The 21,214-nt window shown below is 71.5% G+C and carries 17 protein-coding genes; 11 read left to right on the top strand and 6 right to left on the bottom strand.

Annotation, left to right across the window (positions count from 1 at the left end; translation table 11 throughout):
* Window positions 1-302: 302 nt before the first annotated feature.
* Window positions 303-1,865 carry an ROK family protein gene (locus ABZ385_RS09835; RefSeq protein ID WP_358910728.1) on the bottom strand — a complete coding sequence of 521 codons (1,563 nt, stop codon included), beginning with the start codon at window positions 1,863-1,865 and terminating at the stop codon, window positions 303-305.
* Window positions 1,866-1,942: 77 nt separating this feature from the next.
* Here ABZ385_RS09835 and ABZ385_RS09830 point away from each other — a divergent pair, with 77 nt between their 5' ends.
* Window positions 1,943-3,082, top strand: coding sequence for a Gfo/Idh/MocA family oxidoreductase (locus tag ABZ385_RS09830; RefSeq protein WP_358910726.1), 1,140 nt, complete (start codon window positions 1,943-1,945; stop codon window positions 3,080-3,082).
* Window positions 3,083-3,165: 83 nt separating this feature from the next.
* Complete coding sequence (locus tag ABZ385_RS09825; protein WP_358580173.1) at window positions 3,166-3,606, top strand: heme-degrading domain-containing protein; 441 nt, start codon at window positions 3,166-3,168, stop codon at window positions 3,604-3,606.
* Between the two features lie 279 nt (window positions 3,607-3,885).
* On the opposite strand, the gene ABZ385_RS09820 is transcribed toward ABZ385_RS09825, so the two are convergent.
* The 3 genes from ABZ385_RS09820 to ABZ385_RS09810 form a co-directional block, all read right to left on the bottom strand.
* Window positions 3,886-4,743 carry a fumarylacetoacetate hydrolase family protein gene (locus tag ABZ385_RS09820; RefSeq protein WP_358580060.1) on the bottom strand — a complete coding sequence of 286 codons (858 nt, stop codon included), beginning with the start codon at window positions 4,741-4,743 and terminating at the stop codon, window positions 3,886-3,888.
* A gap of 144 nt (window positions 4,744-4,887) precedes the next feature.
* Window positions 4,888-5,649: a YidC/Oxa1 family membrane protein insertase gene (locus ABZ385_RS09815; protein ID WP_358910874.1), complete on the bottom strand. Its 762-nt coding sequence runs from the start codon at window positions 5,647-5,649 to the stop codon at window positions 4,888-4,890.
* A 122-nt stretch (window positions 5,650-5,771) separates the two neighbouring features.
* Window positions 5,772-6,080 carry a DUF6412 domain-containing protein gene (locus ABZ385_RS09810; protein ID WP_358580063.1) on the bottom strand — a complete coding sequence of 103 codons (309 nt, stop codon included), beginning with the start codon at window positions 6,078-6,080 and terminating at the stop codon, window positions 5,772-5,774.
* 576 nt (window positions 6,081-6,656) lie between these two features.
* On the opposite strand from ABZ385_RS09810, the gene ABZ385_RS09805 reads away from it, so the two are divergent.
* The 9 genes from ABZ385_RS09805 to ABZ385_RS09765 all read left to right on the top strand — a co-directional run bounded on the left by ABZ385_RS09805 (window position 6,657) and on the right by ABZ385_RS09765 (window position 18,481).
* A complete protein-coding gene (locus tag ABZ385_RS09805; RefSeq protein WP_358910724.1) occupies window positions 6,657-7,691 on the top strand; it encodes an SEC-C domain-containing protein in 1,035 nt (344 codons plus the stop codon).
* A gap of 299 nt (window positions 7,692-7,990) precedes the next feature.
* Window positions 7,991-10,570, top strand: a complete 2,580-nt coding sequence (locus ABZ385_RS09800; protein WP_358910722.1) for a Z1 domain-containing protein — start codon at window positions 7,991-7,993, stop codon at window positions 10,568-10,570.
* Between the two features lie 5 nt (window positions 10,571-10,575).
* Window positions 10,576-11,607: a PD-(D/E)XK motif protein gene (locus ABZ385_RS09795; RefSeq protein ID WP_358910872.1), complete on the top strand. Its 1,032-nt coding sequence runs from the start codon at window positions 10,576-10,578 to the stop codon at window positions 11,605-11,607.
* A complete protein-coding gene (locus tag ABZ385_RS09790; RefSeq protein WP_358910720.1) occupies window positions 11,604-13,568 on the top strand; it encodes a hypothetical protein in 1,965 nt (654 codons plus the stop codon). The genes ABZ385_RS09795 and ABZ385_RS09790 overlap by 4 nt, the downstream gene beginning before the upstream one ends.
* A 29-nt stretch (window positions 13,569-13,597) precedes the next feature.
* Complete coding sequence (locus ABZ385_RS09785; RefSeq protein ID WP_358910719.1) at window positions 13,598-14,461, top strand: hypothetical protein; 864 nt, start codon at window positions 13,598-13,600, stop codon at window positions 14,459-14,461.
* Window positions 14,462-14,464: 3 nt separating this feature from the next.
* Window positions 14,465-16,327, top strand: coding sequence for a DUF6339 family protein (locus ABZ385_RS09780; protein WP_358910717.1), 1,863 nt, complete (start codon window positions 14,465-14,467; stop codon window positions 16,325-16,327).
* A gap of 100 nt (window positions 16,328-16,427) precedes the next feature.
* Entirely contained in the window at window positions 16,428-17,543 is a 1,116-nt protein-coding gene (locus tag ABZ385_RS09775; protein ID WP_358910715.1) for a DNA cytosine methyltransferase, read from the top strand.
* A gap of 52 nt (window positions 17,544-17,595) precedes the next feature.
* Window positions 17,596-17,991: a very short patch repair endonuclease gene (locus ABZ385_RS09770; RefSeq protein ID WP_358910870.1), complete on the top strand. Its 396-nt coding sequence runs from the start codon at window positions 17,596-17,598 to the stop codon at window positions 17,989-17,991.
* A 187-nt stretch (window positions 17,992-18,178) separates the two neighbouring features.
* A complete protein-coding gene (locus ABZ385_RS09765) occupies window positions 18,179-18,481 on the top strand; it encodes a hypothetical protein (protein ID WP_358910714.1) in 303 nt (100 codons plus the stop codon).
* 45 nt (window positions 18,482-18,526) lie between these two features.
* Here the strand turns inward: ABZ385_RS09765 and ABZ385_RS09760 are convergent, their stop codons facing one another.
* A complete protein-coding gene (locus ABZ385_RS09760; RefSeq protein ID WP_358910712.1) occupies window positions 18,527-19,534 on the bottom strand; it encodes a helix-turn-helix domain-containing protein in 1,008 nt (335 codons plus the stop codon).
* A gap of 49 nt (window positions 19,535-19,583) precedes the next feature.
* Window positions 19,584-21,095, bottom strand: coding sequence for an MFS transporter (locus tag ABZ385_RS09755; protein ID WP_358910710.1), 1,512 nt, complete (start codon window positions 21,093-21,095; stop codon window positions 19,584-19,586).
* Window positions 21,096-21,214 lie beyond the last annotated feature (119 nt).

The following is a 21,214-nucleotide window of genomic DNA, read 5'->3' as shown; positions in this document are numbered from 1 at the left end:
ACCCGAGGGGTCCGGCGGCGGCAGGACCGGTCCGCCGACCCACCGCGCACGATCACGGGCGGCCACGCCGGAGCCATTGGCGGGGACGCCGACCCTGGAGGCCAGGCTGCGGCGAGACCGACAGCCGGCCCACCAGCACCCAAAGAGACGGGGCCCGCCCGGGACCACTGACGGGGAACCCGACCTGAGGGGCGACGGACCGGCGCACCACCGGCGGAGAGGCGGGACCCCCTCCACGGTGATCGCCAGGGGACCCGACCTGACGGGGCACCCGGTGACGGGGACGCCCCGTAGGCGCACGATCAGGCGGGGTCCTGGCCGCGGCGATGGGCGGGGAACGCCACCTCCGCCCGGCCGAACAGCGGCGCGAGGACGAGCTGGGCCGCGCCTTCCGCGACGGCGCGTTCGCCTCCCGGGGCGAGGGCGACGGGCACGTCCGCCGCCCCGCCGCCACGCCGGGCACGGGCGGCGACGACCGTACCCACGCCGCGTACGAACAGCTCCTCGGCGGCGAACACGGTCCGTCCGCCCAGCAGGACGCGGTCGATGTCGAGCAGCCCGACAAGGTTGCCCGCGGCCGTGCCGAGCACGCGCGCGGCCTCGTCCAGATCGCCCCGGGCGACGGCCGCGAGGCACAGCGCCTCGACGCAGCCCCGGTCCCCGCACGCGCAGGGCGGACCGTCCAGCTGCAGCACCTGATGGCCGAACTCGCCGGCCCCGGTGCGTGCCCCGCGGTGAACGGAGCCCGCGAGCACGAGCCCGGCGCCCAGCCCTGTGCCCAGGTGCAGATACGCGAAGGAGCCGCCGGCGTCGGCACCGGCGAGGGCCAGGCCCAGAGCGGCGGCGTTGGTGTCCTTGTCCACGACGACCGGCAGCCCGAGCCGCCCCGCCAGCGCGTCCCGCAACGGATACCCGTCCCAGGCCGGAAACCCCGTCACCCGCCGCAACACCCCGCCCACATGATCGAGCGGCCCGGGCAGCGCGACGCCGACGCCGGACACACGGGGCCCGGGACCGGCCGCCGGCCCGCGTCCGGACGTAACGCCAGACCCGGCCGCTCGCCCGCCACTGGACGCAGCCTCGGACCCCACCGCCCGCTCCGCACCGGGCGCACCCCCAGGCGCCGCCGGGCGCCCGGCACCGGGCACCTGCCCGGATACGTCACCCAGGCCCGCGTCACTCGCCGCCGGAGCGACACCCGCCGCCTCACCGGGCCCCACCGCCCGCCCGACTCCGGGCGCAGGCGTCACTGCCCGCCCGGCGCCGGGCACCGCCCCGGAGACCTCACCGGGGCCCGCGTCACTCGCCGCCGGACCGACACCCGCCCCCTCACCGGGCTCCACCGCCCGCCCGACTCCGGGCACAGGCCCAGTCGCCACCGCCCGCCCGGCGCCGGGCAACGCCCCAGGCGCCCCTGCCCGCCCGGCACCGGGCACCGCCCCCCGGTCGGCCAACTCCGTCAGCAACCCCCGTACCTCCTCCGCCGCCGTCTCCACGACCGCCTCCGCGCCCGCGCCGAAGGCGAGCGGGGCGCGGCGTTCGGCGACCACCGTGCCGGTGAGGTCGACGAGGACCGCCGTCAGCTCGTCGCGGTCCAGATGCAGGCCGACCGCGTGGCCGGCGTCGGGGACCAGGCGCAGGACGGTGCGCGGCTTGCCGCCCGTCGAGGCGCGGCGGCCCGCCTCCGCGGCCAGCCCCTCCGCCCGCAACCGCGCGGTGATCTTGCTGACGGCCTGCGGGGTGAGCCCCGTGCCCTCGGCCAGCTCCAGACGGCTGATGCCCGCCTCGCCCGCCGCGCGCAGCAGATCGAGCACCAACGCGGCGTTGTGCCCGCGCAGCGCCGGCAGGTTCACTCCGGTGTTCACCCTGTTCCCGTACGACTTCACCCCGTCATTGTCCCCTCCGCTTGCACTTTGGCAACACCGTTGCTTAAGTGGAAAGCATGACTGGGACCTCGACCTCCGCAACTGCGACAAGCTCGGCTGCCGGCACCGACAGCGACAGCGATGCCGGCGCCCCCCTGCGCGTCGGCCTCGTGGGGTACGGCCTCGCGGGCTCCGTCTTCCACGCCCCGCTGATCGCCGCCACCGAGGGCCTGACCCTCGACACGGTCGTGACGTCGAACCCCCAGCGGCAGGACCAGGCCCGCGCCGAGTTCGGCGACGGCCTGCGCTGCGCGGCCTCGGCGGACGAACTGTGGGACCGGGCGGACGACCTGGACCTGATCGTCGTCGCGTCCCCCAACAAGACGCACGTGCCGCTCGCCACCGCCGCCCTGAAGGCGGGCCTGCCGGTCGTCGTCGACAAGCCGATCGCCGGCACGGCCGCCGAGGCCCGCGAGCTGGCCGCCCTCGCCGAGGAGCGCGGGCTGCTCCTGTCCGTCTTCCAGAACCGCCGCTGGGACAACGACTTCCGCACACTGCGCCGGCTCTTGGCGGACGGCGCGCTGGGCGACGTATGGCGCTTCGAGTCCCGCTTCGAGCGGTGGCGGCCGAAGCCGAAGGGCGGCTGGCGCGAGTCCGGGGACCCGGAGGAGATCGGCGGTCTCCTCTACGACCTGGGCAGCCACGTCGTGGACCAGGCCCTGGTGCTGTTCGGCCCGGCCACGAGCGTGTACGCCGAGTCGGACGTCCGCCGCCCGGGCGCGGAGGCCGACGACGACACGTTCATCGCCCTGACCCACGCGAGCGGCGTCCGCTCGCACCTGTACATGAGCGCCACGACCTCCCAGCTCGGCCCGCGCTTCCGCGTCCTCGGCTCGGAGGCCGGGTACGTGAAGTACGGCCTGGACCCCCAGGAGGCGGCCCTGCGCGAGGGCGGGCGGCCCGCGACGCGGGACCCCTGGGGCGTGGAGCCCGAGACGATGTGGGGCCGGATCGGCGCCGGGGAGTCCCCGGTGACCGGCGGCGGCCGCCCCGTGCCGACGCTGCCCGGCGACTACCCCGCCTACTACGCGGCGGTGTCCGACGCCCTGCGCGGCACCGGCGAGAACCCCGTCACCGCGCTCCAGGCCGCCGAGGCCCTGGACGTCCTGGAGGCGGCCCGCCGCTCGGGCCGCGACGGTGTGACGGTGACGCTGTGACCGCGGCGCGGGAGACCACGGCCCCGCCTTCCAAGGCCTCGGCCGCCACCGCCCCGACCGCCAGCGCCCCGACCGTCACCGAACTGGAGGCCCAGGAGCGCCGCTTGGTGCTGCCCCGCTTCACGTACGACGACGCGTGGGCGCTCGGCTCGCTCCTGGTGGAACTGGCGCGCGAGCGCCGCGCCCCGGTGGCGATCGACATCACCCGCGGTGGCCAGCAGCTCTTCCACGCGGCGCTGCCCGGTTCGACCCCGGACAACGACGCCTGGATCGCCCGCAAGCGCCGCGTCGTCGAACGCTACGGCTGCTCGTCGTACCTGGTCGGCTCCCGCTTCCGCGCCAAGGGCACGACGTTCGAGGCCTCCTCCCGCCTGGACCCCGACACGTACGCGGCCCACGGCGGCGCGTTCCCGCTGGCGGTCGCGGGCGCGGGCGTCATCGGCGCGGTGACCGTCTCGGGCCTGCCGCAGGTGGAGGACCACGCGCTGGTGGTGGAGGCGCTGGAGCGCTTCACCACCGCGTAGGCGGCGACGCCCCCGGCCGGGCCCTGCGCCGGGACCTCGGACAGGAACCCCAGCCCTACGGTCTCGGCACTCCCCGCTCCATGAACCCGGGCGGGGAGTGCCGAGCCCCCCAGGGCACCCGGCCAGGGAGCACAGGGCCCCACCCAAAGCCCCCCGGGCAGGAGCCACCCCCCCCCAAGGCCCGAGGCCCGAGGCCCGAAGCCCGAGGCCCGAGGCCCGAAGCCAAGGGCAGAGGCAGGGGGCAGAGCACCGCAGCCCCGCAAAAGACCCGGGCCGGGCCTACGCGTCCTTCAGTGACTGCCGCTGCCGCCCCAGCCCCTCGATCTCCAGCTCCACCACATCGCCCGCCCGCAGATACGGCTTCGGCTCGGGCTGCCCCATCGCCACGCCCGCCGGCGTACCGGTGTTGATGACGTCGCCGGGGTAGAGCGTCATGAACTGGCTGACGTAGCGCACCACTTCGGCCACCGGGAAGATCTGCTGCGCGGTCGTGCCGTCCTGCTTCAGCTCGCCGTTGACCCAGAGTTTCAAGGACAGCGCCTGCGGGTCCGGTACCTCGTCGGCGGTGACGAGCCAGGGGCCGAGCGGGTTGAACGTCTCGCAGTTCTTGCCCTTGTCCCAGGTGCCGCCCCGCTCGATCTGGAACTCCCGCTCGGACACGTCGTGCGCCACCGCGTACCCCGCGACGTGCGCCAGCGCCTGCTCGTGCGACTCCAGATAGCGGGCCGTACGTCCGATGACCACCGCCAGTTCGACCTCCCAGTCGGTCTTCACCGACCGGCGCGGCACCAGCACGGTGTCGTCCGGGCCGATCACCGTGTCCGCCGCCTTGAAGAAGACGACGGGCTCGGCGGGCGGTTCGGCGCCCGTCTCGCGGGCGTGGTCGTGGTAGTTGAGCCCGATGCAGACGACCTTGCCGATCCGCGCGACCGGCGGCCCGATCCGCACCCCCTCGGCCGCGAGCGCCGGCAGCACCCCGGCGTCCGCGGCGGCCCGTATCCGGTCGAGCGTGCCGCCGTCGGAGAGCAGCGCCCCGTCGATGTCCGTGACGAGCCCCGACAGGTCCCGCAGGGTCCCCTGGGCGTCGAGCAGAGCGGGCCGCTCCGCCCCGGCCGTACCGACTCGCAGCAGCTTCATGGTCGAACTCCATTCCTTCGGTAGCCCGGCCGATGGGGTGCGGCCATCGGAGGTTTGGTCGATCGTCCAAGGTGACTGTCCGCTCCGCAAGACCCCGTTCACGTACTGGACCCTTACTCAGCGGTAGTCACGCGTCCCGGGCCGTCAGCCGGCTGCGGCCGCCAGCGGCATCCCGCCGGGCATGTCCCGGTAGAGCACCGCCCGCTCGACGGCGCTCCACGTCGTACTGGTCACCACGTACAGCGCGGCGGCCAGGGGCACGACGGCGACGGTGATCAGAGTCATGAACGACATCAGCGGCATGATCTTGGTGATGGCGCCCATGCCGGGCGTCGGCCGGTCACCGGCCTGCGGAAGCGGCGTGGCGGCGAGCTGCCGCTTGGTGCGTACGTAGTTGAACGTGGCGACCGCCGCGACGATCACGAACAGCGCCAGATAGACGAGCCCCCGCGCCCCGAACACCCCGCCGTCGGCCAGGGCGTTCGCCCACCGGCCGCCGAGCGGCGCGGCGCCGAGGGTGTGACCGAGCAGCGCGTTCGACTCGCCGCCGAGGCCGGAGCTGGAGAAGAGGTGGTAGAGCAGGAAGAACGCCGGCAGCTGGAAGAGGCTCGGCAGGCAGCCGGAGAGGGGCGAGACCCGCTCCTTGCGGTGCAGTTCGAGGACCGCCTGCTGGAGCCGCTCGGGATTCTTGCCGTGCTTCTTGCGCAACTCCGCGATCTGCGGCGAGAGCCGGGCGCGCGCCTTCTGCCCGCGGGCCGAGGCGCGCGACAGGGGGTGGACGAGGAGTCGTACGCAGGCGGTGAAGAGCACGATCGCGGCGGCGGTCGCCGAGCCGTGGAACAGCGGGCCGAGCAGGTCGGCCATGCGCGCGACCAGGTCCGCGAAGACGGACATGCAAGGGGACAGGAAGCTGGTCATGGAGGAACCCTCCGAGGGGTCTCGTCGTGCCGGGAGAGGAGAGGCGAGGTCGAAAAGACGTCGCGTCGGCAGGACGAACCGCGAGGGGCTCGGGTGACGTGTGTGGTCCCCTACGCGGCCGTCGGAAGGTGACGGCCGGGTGCTCGGGGACGCCTGCGGCCCCGGGCGTCGGGGTCGCGCTGGGGCAGGAAGGCGGTACGCCGCTCACGGTCGCGGATGGCCGTACGCACGCGGGTGCGGGGCACGGGGGGCGCGCAGCGCGCGGCGAGCAGGGAGCAGACGGCGAGGGCGGCCCCCGCGGCAGCGGTCGCGGCGAGGGCGACGGCCGCGGTGAGGCTGCCGGCGTCGACAAGGACGAGCTCGACGAGCAGGAACAGCAGGAGCAGGGCCGGGCGCGCGGCGGCTTTCCCACTACGCATCAACTCTCGCACCGCGTGTCCTCCTCCCCGACTCCGTCTCCACCCCCGTCTCCGTCTCCGGGGCAGTCCTCTTGCCCCGTTATACAGGACCGATGTCGCTGCACTGAAGGAGCCGGGTGCACGGGCTGGGCCGACCCGACCGACACGCGACTGACCGGATCCCCCGGTTCCGCCCATGGCCGACCCCGATCCGGGCGGCATCACGGACGGGGCCGCACGGATGAGGGGGTCGCCAAGCCCCGTCCTAGGAAGACGGACCGATTCGGCCGGGACGACGAACGACAGACGGCAGGGCGCCCCGGTGGCCGGTCTACTGCTCACCGCCACGCGGACGACCGCGAGGCGCGTCGCCGCGAGGCGCGTCGCCGTGAGGCACGTCGCCGTGAGGCACGTCGCCGTGAGGCACGTCGCCGCGAGGCACGTCGCCGCGAGGCACGTCGCCGCGAGGCACGTCGCCGCGAGGCACGTCGCCGCGAGGCACGTCGCCGCGAGGCGAGGCAGGGAGAAGGATCCCCCCGGCCGATCCGACGGACCGTGCCCTCTGCGGAAGGCCCGCTCGGCAGTACCGTGTCCCGTATGCGCCCCGAGAAGCCTGCCGCCGCCGATCACGTCGACGCCGACCACATCGCCGAAGCCGCGCGCCTGGAACGCACGGCCGGCCTGTACCCGGAGGACGCCGAGCAACTGCTCCTCCAGGCCGCCGCCCACCTCGAACTGGCCGGCGTCCGCGAGCGCGCGACGACGCTCTACGACCGCCTGCTGTCCGCCGACACCGAGCACCCCCCGTCCTCCCCCGTGCTCATCCGCGCCCTGAAGGCCGCGAACCTCTGGGAGTACGACCACGAGGCGGAGGCCCGCGCCATCATCGACGGGGTCCGCGCGGCGGCCCCCCGGGACCCGGCGCCCTGGGTGATCGTGGCGGAGTCCCTGGAAGCGCACGACGAACTGGAGCAGGCGCACGCCACGTTCACGGAGGCGGTGACGCTGCTGCTCCCGCCGGAGACACCGGACCCGCCGTACGCGACGCACCCGCTGCTCTTCGGCCGCCACCGCGTACGCCGCCTGCTCGGCGCGGACCACGACGCGTGGGACACCTTGGCGGACCGCGTCTCGACGGCGCCCGTCCCCCTGGACGAACTGCACGACCCCAAGCGGGTCTGGTCCCTGGGCTCGGAGAACCCCGCGGAACTCCGCGCGGAGATCACCCGCATCCAGGCGGAACTCGGCTCCTACCGCGAGGCCCTGTCCCGCCCCTTCCCGGTGGCGGTCCTGCACTGGCCAAAAGCGGAACTGACGGAACTCGTGACGGCGTACCCGTCCCTGACGGCCGAATACCCCTCGCACGAGGCGCACTTGGCGACCATAGAGTCCTCCCTGCGCGAACTCTCCGCCTCGGGCACCCCCAACCTCGGCATCGTCACCGGCACGGTCCCCTCCTACGAGGCCTTCGCAGCCTCAGAATCCACCTCCCCGGACCACCCGGACCTACTCCCCCAATACGCCACGACGTTGGCAGCCCGAGGCCGCGCGGTGTCCTGGCCGCCGGACACCGGGGGAGAGTGCTGGTGCGGGTCCGGGGTGGTCTATGGGGAGTGCCACGGGCAGCGATAGTGGCGCTGCGTCCCATGCGTGCGGCTCTGCATGTTTTCGGCAGAACGCCGGGCCTGTTTCCGCCACAACAAATTGAATGAGACGCGCGTGCGATACCGTCTCCCTCACCCCCACGCCCTCGACTCGAGGATTCCTCTGTCGAGCAATGCGCATTCCCGGTCGGCCCCGGCCGACCGGTCACCCGCATGCACGATCGAGACACGTTCCGCATCCATTGAATCTGCACGAACACAGCTAGGTCGTTGACCCAGGCAAGTACGCGGCGTACTGGTGCCACGGGTGGTCCGGTAAGGGAAAAAGTGAGCAGCGAACTCGACCAGATGTATGACGTCTTCCGCAGTCTCCTCGAGACCAGCACGCCGGCGGAAGCGGTGAAGCAGCTGGAGATCCTGGGTGTCGACGAAGGTCGGATCCAGCGCATCCGCGAGTTCCACGAACAGCAACTGCTCGCCATCAAGGAGATGGAGGAGCCGCGGGTAGCGGTCTACGGCAACCGGGAGACCTGGTACACCGGACCCCGCGAGAACGACCGCGCGTGGCCCGCCATCCGGAGCGCGTTGGAGAAATCGGGCTGGAGCCCGGATGCCCTCAAGGATCTCGACGCGTCGTCCACGCGGGTCGTCTCCCTGCTGAACCATCCCAAAGAACCCGCCTTCGCCGCGCGCGGCCTGGTCGTCGGTTACGTGCAGTCCGGCAAGACCACCAACTTCACCTCGGTGATGGCCAAGGCGGCCGATCGCGGATACAAGCTCTTCATCGTCCTCGCAGGCATCCACAACGGCCTGCGCCGTCAGACACAGGCCCGCCTCGCCCAGCAGCTGGTGGAGTCGAACCCGACGGCCTGGACACAGCTCACGGGCCTGGACCGTGACTTCGTGCCGACAGAGAATGCGGCGTCATTCTTCGGGGGCAGCAACACCACGCACGTCCTGTGCGTCGTGAAGAAGAACGCCCTCGTGCTCCGCAAGTTCGCCCGGTGGCTGGAGTCGGCGTCGGAGTACCTGCAGCAGGCCCCGGCACTGGTGATCGACGACGAGGCCGACCAGGCCAGTGTCGCCACGACCTCGATCAACCCGCTCATCCTGCGCATTCTCGAAACCCTGCCGAAGGCGGCCTACGTCGGGTACACGGCTACCCCCTTCGCCAACATCCTCATCGACCCGGCGGCGAAGGACCTGTATCCCAGCGACTTCATCGTCAACCTTCCCCAGCCCAAGGAGCACTTCGGCACAGAAGTTCTCTTCGGCCGGTACGCCCTCGACGGGGAGGACCCGGAGGACGTCGACGACGGCTACGACATGATCCGCAGCATCCCCGCCGAAGACGTCCCCCTCGTCACCCCAGCGACGAAGGCGGACGCCGAGGGCTTCACCCCTGAGATCACCGACACCCTCGACGAGGCGATCCAGTACTTCTGGCTCACCACCGCCGCCCGCCGCGTGCGTGGCACCGGCAACAAGCACGCCACCATGCTGATCCACACGAGCATGCGCATCCAGGTCCACAACAGTTTCCGCGCCCCGCTCAGGAAGCTCCGTGCGCACGCCCTGGAGCATCTCGACGACCCTCAGACCCTGCGGCGCCTGCGCACCCTCTGGGACGAGGAGACCGCCCGGGTCCCCGCGGAGGACTTCGGACTGACGAAGGTCCCCTTCGAGAGTCTGCTGGAACAGTTGCCGGGCGTGATCCGGGACTGCCGGATCATCATGGACAACTCCGAGAGCGAGGACACGCTCGACTACGACAACGGACCGGTGGTCGCCATCGCGGTCGGCGGCAACAAGTTCTCGCGCGGCCTCACCCTGGAGGGCCTGGCCGTCACCTACTTCGTACGCGCCGCTTCGGCCTACGACACCCTTCTCCAGATGGGCCGTTGGTTCGGCTTCCGCCACGGCTACGCCGATCTCCCCCGAGTCTGGATGACACCCGAACTCCACGCCTCCTTCCGACATCTGGCCACCGTCGAGGCGGACATGCGTCGTGACATCGACGTGTACCTGCACGAGAACGAGACCCCGCAGACGTTCGCCGTCCGGCTGCGCACGCATCCGGTGCTCCGGGTCACCGCCGCCGCCAAGATGCAGTCGGCGATCCGGGCAAGTGCCGCGTACGGCGGGCGTCGGATCCAGACCCGCTACTTCCACACCCGCGCCGATTGGCTGCGCGACAACCAGGGAGCCGCGCGGGAACTGGTGCACCTCGCCGTGGACGAGGCCGCCACGCATGACTCGCACCCCGAGACGGGCCGACACATTCTGCGCGGAGTCCCGTACACAGGAGTGCTCGACTTCCTGAGCCGGTACCGCTTCCACGAGAACTCCCAGGAGTGCGACGCGCAACTGATCTCCTCCTACATCCGCCGCCGTGTGCAGCGGGGTTCCCTCCTGCGCTGGAACATCGCGATCGTCGGCAACCGCGCGGCGTCCGACGACACGGCGAACTTCACCTTCGCGCCGGACGTCACCGTCGGCCGCATCACCCGTGCCCGTCTCCACAACCTCACGGGTGACCCGGATTTCGCGGACATCAAGACGCTGATGAGCCGGGCGGACGCCGCCGTGGACCTGTCCGACGCCCTTCGGGGATGGACGGAGAAGGAGATCACGGACCAGCGCCGAAAGCAGCTTCCGGACACCGGTCTCATCGTGCTGTACCCCATCGACAAGGACTCCCGCCCCTCGGAGCGCCGCGAACAGTTCCGTGAGCCGCTCGGAGCCGAGGACCACGTGATCGGTGTCGGCCTCGTCTTCCCGGAGACCGGTGACGACAGTGAGGTCAGCTGGGACGGCAGTTACATCTCGGCCGATCTCTCCGGCATCCGGCTGGAGGACACCGACGACGAGGACCTGCGCACCCTCGAGGGTGAGGTCTCGGCGTGAGCGACATGCGGCGAGCCCTGGAAGAGAGCTGGCGTGGCCTCATGGCCGCTCCCGTGTCCGCGGACCATCGGCTCCGTACCGCTCGACTTCCCGTCACCACCGCACGCGGGCCGGTCCTCGCGGCCGTCGACCACGAAGGCCTTCGCCACCTCCTGGTGCCCGTCGCCGGGAATCAGCATGTCCGCGAGATCCGCGACGGCCAGGTCCTGCGCCTGCGCAAGCGACCGCTGGAGGACGCGGACGTCTACCAGCACTACGCCGACCTCGCGTGCCTGCGCCCCGACCTCGATGACTTGTTCACCCGGCTCGGCGAGGACGTCCTGCGGGAGATGGCCGGGCTCGGCGAGGACGACCGGTCTCCCGCAACGTCCCGGCCGCTGAAGGTCCTGCACCGGGTCCTGGACCGCTGGCGGTCCCTGTTCCGTACCTCCGGGACACCGCTGGGCCCCGAGCAACTCGCGGGCCTGTACGGCGAGCTGCATCTGCTCCTTCGCCTGCTCGCCGAGAACCCCAGCGCCCACAGGCTGTGGACGGGGCCGGCCGGTCTGCCGCACGACTTCACGTCGGGGACCGAGGCCGTCGAGGTCAAAACGGCCACCGGTGACGCGTTGCGGGTACGCATCCACGGGCTGCGCCAACTGGAACCACCGGAGGGAGGCTCCCTGCAACTGGCCTGCCTGCGTGTCGAGCGTGTCTCCGAAGGCGGGAACGGAACGAGCGTCGTGGATCTGGTCGAACAGGCCCTGCGACTGAGCGACGACGAGAGCGCTCTGCTCGGCCTCCTCGCCGAGGTCGGCTATCACACCGTGGACGCCGAGCGCTACCGCACGACCCGGTTTCTCGTGCGTGACGAACGCTGGTATGCGGTCGGGGCGGGATTCCCGCGGATAACGGCCGCAGACCTCGCCGTCGCCGAGGTGCCGGGGAACGTGACCGACATCGAGTACACGGTGGACCTCACCGTGCCCACGCCCGGCCCACTGCCGATGACCGAGGTGGAAAGACACCTTGCGGCCATGCTCGGGGAGAACGAGTGACGGACCTGCGCATCGAACCGCGGTGGTACTCCCAGCCCTACCCGCCGGAAGGCGCGAGTGCGGCCGAGGGCATCCGCAACCAACTCGGCCGACCCGAGTTGGACCTGCTCACCGTCCTCGTGCGGGAAGCCGCCCAGAACAGTTGGGACGCCAGGGATCCACGACACGGCGGACCGGTTCGGTTCGGCATCGATCTGGGGTATGTGGGCCCGGCACACGCTGACGCCTGGCGGCGTCTCCTGTCGAACGGTGCCCCGTCGAACGAGCACCTGGCCCTGCGCAGGGCGCTTCGCTCCGGAATCCGGATCATGACGGTCTCCGACCGTGGCACGAACGGCCTCGGTGGCCCCACCCGTGCCCATCAGATCGCCAGAGGACGTCAGGACTTCATCGCCTTCGTCCGGAACGTGGGCGAGCCCCGGGACACCAGCCTCGGCGGCGGTACCTACGGCTTCGGCAAGGCCATCTTCTATCTGCTCTCAGAGCTCGGCACGGTGCTCGTGCACACCCGGTGCCGCAACGAGAGCGGTGAGCTGGAAACCCGCTTGATCGGTTGCGCCCTGGCGCACAGCCATCGAGCCGTCGACGCAGAGGGCAACGAGCGACGCTACACGGGCCGCCACTGGTGGGGGGACGCGTCCGGTGACGTGATCGACCCCCTCATCGGCACCCACGCGGACGAGATCGCGCGCCTTTTGGGCCTCGCGCCATTCGGTGCCGAGGAGACCGGCACGAGTGTCGTCGTGCTCGAACCCCACCTCGACGGCATGGAGGCGAAAGAGGCTGCGGCCTATCTCGCGGAGACGGTCTCCTGGCACCTGTGGCCCAAGATGCTGGAGCGTGCCGACGGCACGCTGCCGATGCAGTTCTCGGTCACCTGCGAAGGGCGTGACTTCCCGGTCCCGGACCCGCGGACCACCTCCCCCCTCAATCTCTTCGTGGACGCCTACCGGCAGCTCGCCACCGACGAGGGCCGGACGCTGTCGTGCCAGAAACCCGTCAGGCAACTGGGCCGCCTGGGACTTGTCCAGCGTCCGCTCGTGCCCCGGGAGCCCTCCCCCGCGGCACGTCGCGCCATGGAGATGGTGCAGATCGAACGGTCCGTGCACCACGTGGCACTGATGCGTCCGGCCGAATTGGTCGTCACCTACTGGCCGGGGCGGGAGACCGGTGCCGAACTCCTCTCGTACGCGGGTGTGTTCCGTGCCACCGAGGAGATGGATGCCACCTACGCCGAGGCCGAACCGCCCACACACGACGCCTGGAACCACCATCGCCTCGAGGGGCATGACCGAACCTTCGTCCGCACCACCTTCACCCGGCTCAAGGAAGCTGTCGACGAGCTCCTCCAACTCGGCGGCGGCGTCCGCGAAGGCTCGGCGAACGTGGCGCTGGGGGCGGCGAGTGCCCGCTTCTCCCCGCTCGTGGGCGGCGCCCGGGGCACCGGCGGAGCCACGGACCACGGCGGCGCGTCCTCCACGGGGCGCGCCGTCGCGGCACCGGACGACGACGAGGAGCCGTCCGGATCTCGCCACGCCGGCCACACCGACTCGCGCCGCAAGGGACGGGGCTCGAACGCCTCCGAGACCCTGTCCCCGACGGACGACACCGTCCGAGCCCCCCGCCCGCGCGTGAAATACGCGGGCGAGACGACGTACGAGGAACGCTTCGGGCATGCCGTCCTCGTGCAGGCATTCACCCTCCCCGCGCCGATGCTGCAGCGCGTTCGGGTGGATCTGGCCGTCGCCCTCCCCGGCACCGGAAACCGCGAGACCGACCCGCCCGCGGGGGCCGCCATGCCCGGTCTCGTCGGTTGGGAGGACCCGGCGGGCACGCTCCACGCCTCACCCACCTTCGTCATCGAAGGCGGCGACGACACCGTCTGGCGCGCCGTCGTCCGCCCAGCACCGGACACCATCACGGAGATCACCGTGAAGACCCAGGCGGTGACCGCGTCGTGAGCAGGCTCGCCCTCCCCTATCGCTCGCCCGTGGCTTCTTGCGTCCGCCCCGAGCCCTGGCAGCTCGTCCTCGACGGGGCCGTGACCGATCTCCCCGAGTCACTCGACTTCTGGGACTACCGCATGGATGTCGAGCTGAGCCGCACCGTGCACGTCGACCTGTCGACCGCCCGAGAGGGGGCAGGTCTGGGCGCCGGCGCCGTGCTCTGCCTCGCGGCGATCTGGACGGCTTCGGGCTCCAACCTCCGCGGTCCCGTACAGCGCGTTCCTCTCAGCGGTGACGGAGTGCGCACGGTCACTCTCGGCGCCGTCCTGCCGGGTGCCCGACTCGGTGGGGTGCTCTCCCTGGAAACGGTGCTCGTCCTCTCCCGTACGGCCGGTCCTGCCGCTCCCTTCGCGCCGCGTCGCGCGGGATCGCTGCTCTGGGGCGACTCCGCGACGCTCCGCCTCCAGGGCGATGCGCCGCTCTTCCCCATGACGGTGATCGACTTCGCCCACACCTCGTTCAGGGATGACGCTGCCTGGCATCTTCAACTCGGCTCGGACCTGAACAGTGCCGCCATGGGCTCCATGCTCCTCATCGTCAACGAGAGAGCAGAGGAGGTGTCCACGGCCTTCGCGCACGCCGCGAGGCCGGGTCCGGTGGACCGCGTCGTCCTTTCGATGGTCTACTCCGACTGCGCCCGGATCATGATGGAACACGCGCTGTCGAAAGAGGAGTTCGTCGACGACGCCGACTTCGCCGACGATTCTTTGGGCGCCACTCTGACCAATCTCTTCCACCGGCTGTTTCCCGGCCGCACCGTCCAGGACCTGCGTCAGCTCCGACAGAACTCCCCGAGTCTGTTCGCCACAGACCTCCAGGCCGCGACCCGCATCCTCAAGGAGGTGTGAGCCATGGCTCTCCTTTACCCCCGCCTTCTCGCCGGTCAGGCCAAGTCGCTCCACCAGCGATACCGGGAGATGTCACCCCGCGACCTGACCGCACACGTCGCACATCGCCACGAGTCGGCGGTCTATGTCGCCACCGGCGGGGATCGGATCACGGAGTCCCAGCTGCGCGAGCTGCGCGAGCGGGTGCTGCGCGTCGCCGAGCACGCGGGCTTCCCCGAGGAACCCTCCCGCGCGGCTCGGGCCCGCTTCGACCTCGAACTGGCCGCGCTCCTGCACGCCGAGATGGACCTGATGCCGGCGGAGGCCGCGTCCGGCGACGTCTGGGCCTTCCTCGCGCTGGTCCTGCTCCCGGACGTGGCCCACTGGCGCTACCCGCGTCCTCCCGGCGACCGGGTCGTCGCCAGTGACCTCACCCGGCACGTCTTCGGCCGCCTGTGGTGGCGCGCCCATCTGGTCCGGGACACGTCGGCCGCCGAGCCGTACGCGGCGCTCGACATCCTCGGAGAGGCGGCGTTCGACCAGATCTACGCCCGCCGCAAGTCCCTGGGCGGCAGCCCTCATCTCGTGCGCAACATCCTGCTCGCCTGGACGGCCGTCGACCTCCGGGGCCTGTCCGAGCGCGAGACCCTGCGCGACTTCCTCAAGCGCCTGCTCCGGCTCGCCCCTTTCGTGATCTTCGAGGCCTTGGAAGACGCCGAACTGCAGGCCGAGTTGCGCGCCGTGGCCGAGGAATCGGTCGCCGCCCTGCACCCCGAGGCGACACAGCAGACGACATCGGAGCCCGCTCCGGTCGCCACGACGGCGCCCCTGCCCGAGAACCGGCCCGGGCCGGCACCCACACCCTTGCAGACACCGGGCCTTCCGGCCCCGGCGCCCATGCCCCGCATGTCCTCACTGGAACTCTGCGCGGGAGCCGGCGGTCTCGCACTCGGCCTCGAATACGCGGGTTTCACACCCGCCCTGTTGATCGACAACCGCCCGGTGGCCCTGGACACCCTGCGCATGAACCGTCCCGACTGGCGCCTCTGCGCGGAGGACCTAAGTGTGCTGGACCCGGGCGTGCTGGCCCGGGACCCGGCCTTGACGGACCTCGACCTGATCGCCGGTGGTCTGCCGCGTCTGAAGGCGTCGGCCGCCGTCGCCCGCGAACGGGGGAACGATCATGAACTGGCCGTCTTCCATGCCACCCTCGATCTGACCCTCGCCCTGCGTCCCCGCGCCCTTTTGATCGAGAACGTTCCGGACCTCGTCACGAGCGACACCTATGCGCCCCTGCGGGAACACGTGGAGCGAGTGCTGTCCGAGATCGGTTGCTCGACCTTCTGGTTCGTCCTCAACGCCGCGCATTACGGTGTGCCGCAGGACCGCAGGCAGGGCATCCTCGTCGCCTTCCGGAGCCCGGATGCCGCCGCCGCGTTCCGGGTCCCCCCGCCCTCCCCCGAACCGCCCCACTCCGTCGGTCAGACGCTCGGCCCCTCCATGGCCTCCCGGGGGTGGCCCCGGGCCGCCGAGTGGGCGGCGCAGGCCACCGACGTCGCTCCGACACTCGTCGGCGGTTCCTGGGATCGCGGCGGGGCGGATCTCGGGCCGACCGGCTCCAAGCGGGCCTGGGCGCGCATCGGCGTGGACGGCGGCACTCTCGCGAACGAGGTGCCGGGTCCGGACTTCGATTGGAATCCGGCCATCGGCCGCGACGGCATGATGGCCCTCACCGTCGAACAGACTGCCATGCTCCAGGGCTTCCCCAAGGACTGGGCCTTCGCGGGGCGCAAGACCGCCCGATACCGCCAGATCGGCAACGCCTCCCCGCCCCCGGTCGGCGAAGTCCTCGGACGCGCGATCAGTGCCGCGCTGGCGGTGTCGTGACATCGAGAGGCTGATCCGCGGGGGCGGCCTGACCCGGATTCGACCGGCCGGGCCCTCCTGCGGCCCCTCGTCCTCTCCAGCCCCTATAAACTCGCTCACCATGACCGTCGCTCTGCCTCACCAGCGCCCACCTGTGGATTTCCGCATCGTGGACCTTTTCGCCGGCCCGGGCGGGTTGGACATGGCCGCGACGATCCTGGGTGTGCCTTCCGTGGGAATCGAGTGGGACGCCAACGCCGTCGCGACCCGGACCGCGGCCGGGCTCCACACCGTCCACGGCGACGTGCGCGCCTACGGACCGAAGGATTTTCCCGAGGCGAACGTCCTCGCCGGAGGCCCGCCCTGCCAGAGCTTCACCGTCGCCGGTTCCGGAGCCGGTCGCCGTGCCCTCGAAGAGCTTTTCGACTACGCGCAGCGCCTCGTCGACCGTGAGGCGCGCGCCGACATCGACGCCGCCCTCGAGGGCATGGACGACGAGCGCACCGGGCTCGTCCTCGAGCCCCTGCGCTGGGTGCTGAGCGCCATCGACGACCCTGAACTGCGCCCGTACGACGCGATTGTCCTCGAACAGGTGCCGGCGGCCATCCGCGTCTGGGAGGAGTACGCGAAAGTCCTCGACAAGGAGGGCTACTCGGTGGACTACGACGTCCTGCACACCGAGGCCTACGGCGTTCCCCAGACGCGACGCCGAGCCATTCTCGTCGCCCGGCGCAACCCGCAGAAGGTCGCCCTGCCCGACCCCACGCATCATCGTTACCGCAAGGGCGCTCCGCGCCCTGAGAGCGACCTCGTCTTCCAGAGCTGGGTCGCCATGGAAGACGTGTTGACAGAGCGCACTCTCCCCTTCCAGGTCGTCTCGAACTACGGCACGGGCGGCGATCCCAAGCTCCGCGGTCGCCGTCGTTCCTGCGAACCGTCCGCCACCGTCACCGGCAAGGTGTCCCGCAACCGCATCGTCACCGACGACGCGACAGAGCGTGATCTGCCCCGGCTCAGCCACAGCGAGGCAGGCCGGCTCCAGACCTTCCCGAAGCGGTTCCCGTGGTCCGGCGGTGACATCGCCCAGCAGATCGGCAACGCCGTTCCGCCGCGCCTCGGCATCCACGTCCTCGGAGCGGCGCTCGGGCTGCCGCTCCCGGGCGAGGACGAGTGGTGTGCGCTCGCCGATTGGGCCCCGAAAGCCCGTGACGAGGACGAGGCGGACGCCTCACACTGAGAACGTGTCCGCTCCACGACCCGTCCCCTCGTCGCTCGCCGTTTCGGCGCGCATGAAGAAGCAGCGCTCCCGGGACACCAAACCGGAAATGGCCGTCCGTCGCCTGCTCCACTCCGCGGGCCTCCGCTTCCGGCTGCAGCGACGCATTCCGGGAATGGCCCGCAGCACGATCGACATCGCCTTCCCCGGGGCGCGCGTGGCCGTGTTCATGGACGGCTGCTTCTGGCACGGCTGCCCCGAGCACGCCACCTTCCCGAAGGCGAACTCGGCGTTCTGGCGCGAGAAGATCGACAAGAACGCCCTCCGCGACACCAGGACGACCGCCCATCTCGAATCCCTCGGCTGGACCGTTCTGCGCTTCTGGGAACACGAGGACCCGGAGCTGGTGGCCGCGCGGGTGGCCACCGCACTTCGACCGGTGGAGGACGCCGAGGACCCGGCACCCTGAGGTCGGCGCGGGACGACGTCAAACGGTCATCCGGTCGGCGCCCCGGGTGACCGAGCCGAAGGCCGGTCCCGTCCGAGGCCAAGCGGAGCCGCCCAGCCCGTTCCCGTGCTCCGGCCACCGCGCGTTAGCCTCGAGCCGAGAGACATCCAGGACGTATCAGGGACATACCACTGAGAGGCGGTCGATCATGGCGAGGATTCCGGGGGCAGTCGTGGCCGCGAGCGGCCTCATCGGCGGATACGCCACCGCCCGTTTCACCGAGAACCGGTCCCTCGGCGGGGTCGTGTTGGTCGTGGCCGGGGGTGTTGCCGCTCGGCGGTGGCGGGAGGCCGGCGGGGTGGGGGTTGCCGGGGCGCTCACCGGTGCGTACGTCGCCGCGTTCGCCGGGTCGCATCCGCTGGCCAAGAAGGTCGGTGCCTGGCCGGCCGTCCTCGGGGTTGCCGGTGCCGTCGGAGTCGCCTCGTACCTGTTCGCCGACCGGCGCGGCTGAGGCAGCCGGGCGGCCGCCCACCCCGCCGGCGCATAGAGCGGACCCCTACCGCCCCCCGCCCCGGAACGTCGCTCGGTACGAGCCGGGGGTCACCCCTACTGCCGTGACGAAGTGTTGTCTCAGGGACGTCGCCGTGCCGAAGCCCGATTCCGTGGCTATGCGGTCGATCGTGTGGTCCGTGGACTCCAGGAGTTCGCGGGCCCTGTCCACCCGGCGTTGCGTCAGCCACTGGAGCGGGGTCAGGCCCGTCTCCTCGCGGAAGCGGCGGCTGAACGTGCGTACGCTCATCGTCTCCACCGCCGCCAGGTCCGCCAGCGTCAGCGGGTCCGCCAGGTGGTCCAGGGCCCAGGCCCGCGCCCGGGTCGTCGACGTCAGGCCCGGTTCCGGCAGCGGGCGGCGGATGTACTGGGACTGGCCGCCCTCCCTGTGGGGCGGGACGACCGTGCGGCGGGCCACCTCCGCCGCGACCGCCGCCCCGTGGTCCCGGCGGATCAGGTGCAGGCACAGGTCGATCCCCGCCGCCTCCCCCGCCGAGGTGAGCACCTCCCCCTCGTCCACGTACAGGACATCCGCGTCCACCGTCACCGCCGGGAACCTCCGCGCGAGGAGAGGCGACGACATCCAGTGCGTCGTCGCCCTGCGGCCGTCCAGCAGGCCCGCCGCCGCCAGCACGAACGCCCCCGTGCAGATCGACGCCACCCTGCGCCCCTCCCGAAGGCCGAGCGCCGACGCCACCTCCGGTGACAGGCCGCCCGGCGCCAGGTCCTCGTCGCTCTCGTGCGACGCCGGCACGATCACCGTGTCCGCCGCCGCCACCGTCTCCAGGCCGTGCTCCGCGTAGATCGGGAAGTCGGCGTCCGTGCGGACCCTGCCGGGGCGCGGGGCGCAGGTGCGGACCTCGTAGAGAAGGTCCCCGGACGGTCCGCGCGCCGTGCCGAGGAGTTGGTGGACCAGGCCCAGTTCCATCGGCAGTACGCCGTCCCTGACCAGGACCGCCACCACGGTCCTCGGCGTCGCCGCCGTCGCCGTCGCCTTCTGCTTTACGTCCCTCACCCGCCTCAGCATCGCTGGGATCCGGTCATCCGTTGCCGCACGGCGCCCGTCACGCCGGCGCCCCGCCCTCCTTCGCCTTCACCGCCGACAGCGGCTCCGCGATGTCCTCCAGCGAACGCCCCTCCGCCTTGACCGCGAACACCGCCGCCACCAGGCCCGCCGCGCACATCAAACCCGCGCCGATCTGGAAGGCCAGGACCGTGTCGCCCACCACCCCCGACTCGGTCAGCTCGGCGAAGATCAGGGGGCCGCTGATGCCGCCGGCCGCCGTGCCGATCGCGTAGAAGAAGGCGATGGCCATGGCACGGGTCTCCATGGGGAAGATCTCGGAGACCGTCAGATACGCGCTGCTCGCGCCCGCCGACGCGAAGAACAGCACCACGCACCAGCAGGCCGTCAGCGTCATCGCGCTCAGCGAGCCCCGGTCGAAGAGCCAGGCCGTGCCGAACAGCAGGACGCCGGAGACGATGTACGTCGAGGAGATCATGATCCGGCGGCCGACCGTGTCGAAGAGCTTGCCGAGGAAGAGCGGGCCGAGGAAGTTGCCCGCCGCGATGACGGCGAAGTAATAGCCCGTGCGGCCCGAGGGCACGTCGAAGAACTTGGTCAGGATCGCGCCGAAACCGAAGGTGATCGCGTTGTACAGGAACGCCTGGCCCACGAAGAGGGACAGGCCGAGCGTGGCCCGCTTGGGGTAGTCGCGAAAGACCGTCTTCGCGATCAGGCCGAAGCCGATGCTCTTGCGCTGATGGATGGTGATCTCGCGGTCGGGGCGCGGCAGCGGTGCGCCCTTCTCCTCCTCGATCTCCCGCTCCACCGACGAGACCAGCGTCTCCGCCTCCTCACCGTGGCCGTGGATGAACTGCCAGCGCGGGCTCTCCGGTACGTGGCGGCGTACGAGGAGGATCACGAGGCCGAGGATCACGCCGAGGGCGAAGGTCAGCCGCCAGCCGAGGTCCTTGGGGAAGATGCCGGTGTTGAGCATCACGACGGAGAGCAGGGAGCCGCCGATCGCGCCCAGCCAGTAGCTGCCGTTGATGATGAGGTCGACGCGGCCCCGGTACTTGGAGGGGATCAGCTCGTCGATCGCGGAGTTGATGGCCGCGTACTCGCCGCCGATGCCGAAGCCGGTCAGGAACCGGAAGAGGAAGAACCACCAGGCGTCGAAGGAGAGCGCGGTGAGGGCGGTGGCCCCGAGGTAGACCACGAGGGTCACCATGAACAGCTTCTTGCGGCCGAACTTGTCGGTGAGCCAGCCGAAGAACAGCGCCCCGGCGCAGGCGCCCGCCACGTACAGGGCCGCCGCTACGCCGGTGACCTGCGCGGAGCTGATGGCCAGGCCGCTGCCCTCCTCGGAGAGGCGGCCGGCGATGTTGCCGACGGTGGTGACCTCCAGGCCGTCCAGGATCCAGACCGTGCCGAGGCCGATGACGATCATCCAGTGCCAGCGGGACCAGGGCAGGCGGTCGAGACGGGCGGGTACGGCCGTGGTGACGGTGGCCCCGGGCTCCGGGCCGGGGTCCGGGGGCGGCGACGCGGCTGGCAGGGACGACGCGGTCATGGCGGGCGGCTCCTTCCGCTGTTCCCACGTCGCCGCACCGCTGCGCGCGTACCGCTGCCTGCGCGGTCACTCGCGTGTCGCTGCTTACGCGGCCGGTACCGCACCGCGTGGCCCACGGG

The sequence above is a fragment of the Streptomyces sp. NPDC005898 genome, from assembly GCF_040629635.1.
In the GTDB taxonomy this organism is placed as follows: Bacteria; Actinomycetota; Actinomycetes; order Streptomycetales; family Streptomycetaceae; genus Streptomyces.
This window is presented reverse-complemented; position numbering and strand designations above follow the sequence as displayed.

Excerpts from the sequence above, each read along its gene's own strand:
- ABZ385_RS09830 (WP_358910726.1), top strand. The coding sequence starts at position 1,943 with ATGACTGGGACCTCGACCTCCGCAACTGCGACAAGCTCGGCTGCCGGC.
- ABZ385_RS09820 (WP_358580060.1), bottom strand. The coding sequence starts at position 4,743 with ATGAAGCTGCTGCGAGTCGGTACGGCCGGGGCGGAGCGGCCCGCTCTG.
- ABZ385_RS09810 (WP_358580063.1), bottom strand. The coding sequence starts at position 6,080 with ATGCGTAGTGGGAAAGCCGCCGCGCGCCCGGCCCTGCTCCTGCTGTTC.
- ABZ385_RS09805 (WP_358910724.1), top strand. The coding sequence starts at position 6,657 with ATGCGCCCCGAGAAGCCTGCCGCCGCCGATCACGTCGACGCCGACCAC.
- ABZ385_RS09795 (WP_358910872.1), top strand. The coding sequence starts at position 10,576 with ATGCGGCGAGCCCTGGAAGAGAGCTGGCGTGGCCTCATGGCCGCTCCC.
- ABZ385_RS09780 (WP_358910717.1), top strand. The coding sequence starts at position 14,465 with ATGGCTCTCCTTTACCCCCGCCTTCTCGCCGGTCAGGCCAAGTCGCTC.
- ABZ385_RS09775 (WP_358910715.1), top strand. The coding sequence starts at position 16,428 with ATGACCGTCGCTCTGCCTCACCAGCGCCCACCTGTGGATTTCCGCATC.
- ABZ385_RS09770 (WP_358910870.1), top strand. The coding sequence starts at position 17,596 with ATGAAGAAGCAGCGCTCCCGGGACACCAAACCGGAAATGGCCGTCCGT.
- ABZ385_RS09765 (WP_358910714.1), top strand. The coding sequence starts at position 18,179 with ATGGCGAGGATTCCGGGGGCAGTCGTGGCCGCGAGCGGCCTCATCGGC.
- ABZ385_RS09755 (WP_358910710.1), bottom strand. The coding sequence starts at position 21,095 with ATGACCGCGTCGTCCCTGCCAGCCGCGTCGCCGCCCCCGGACCCCGGC.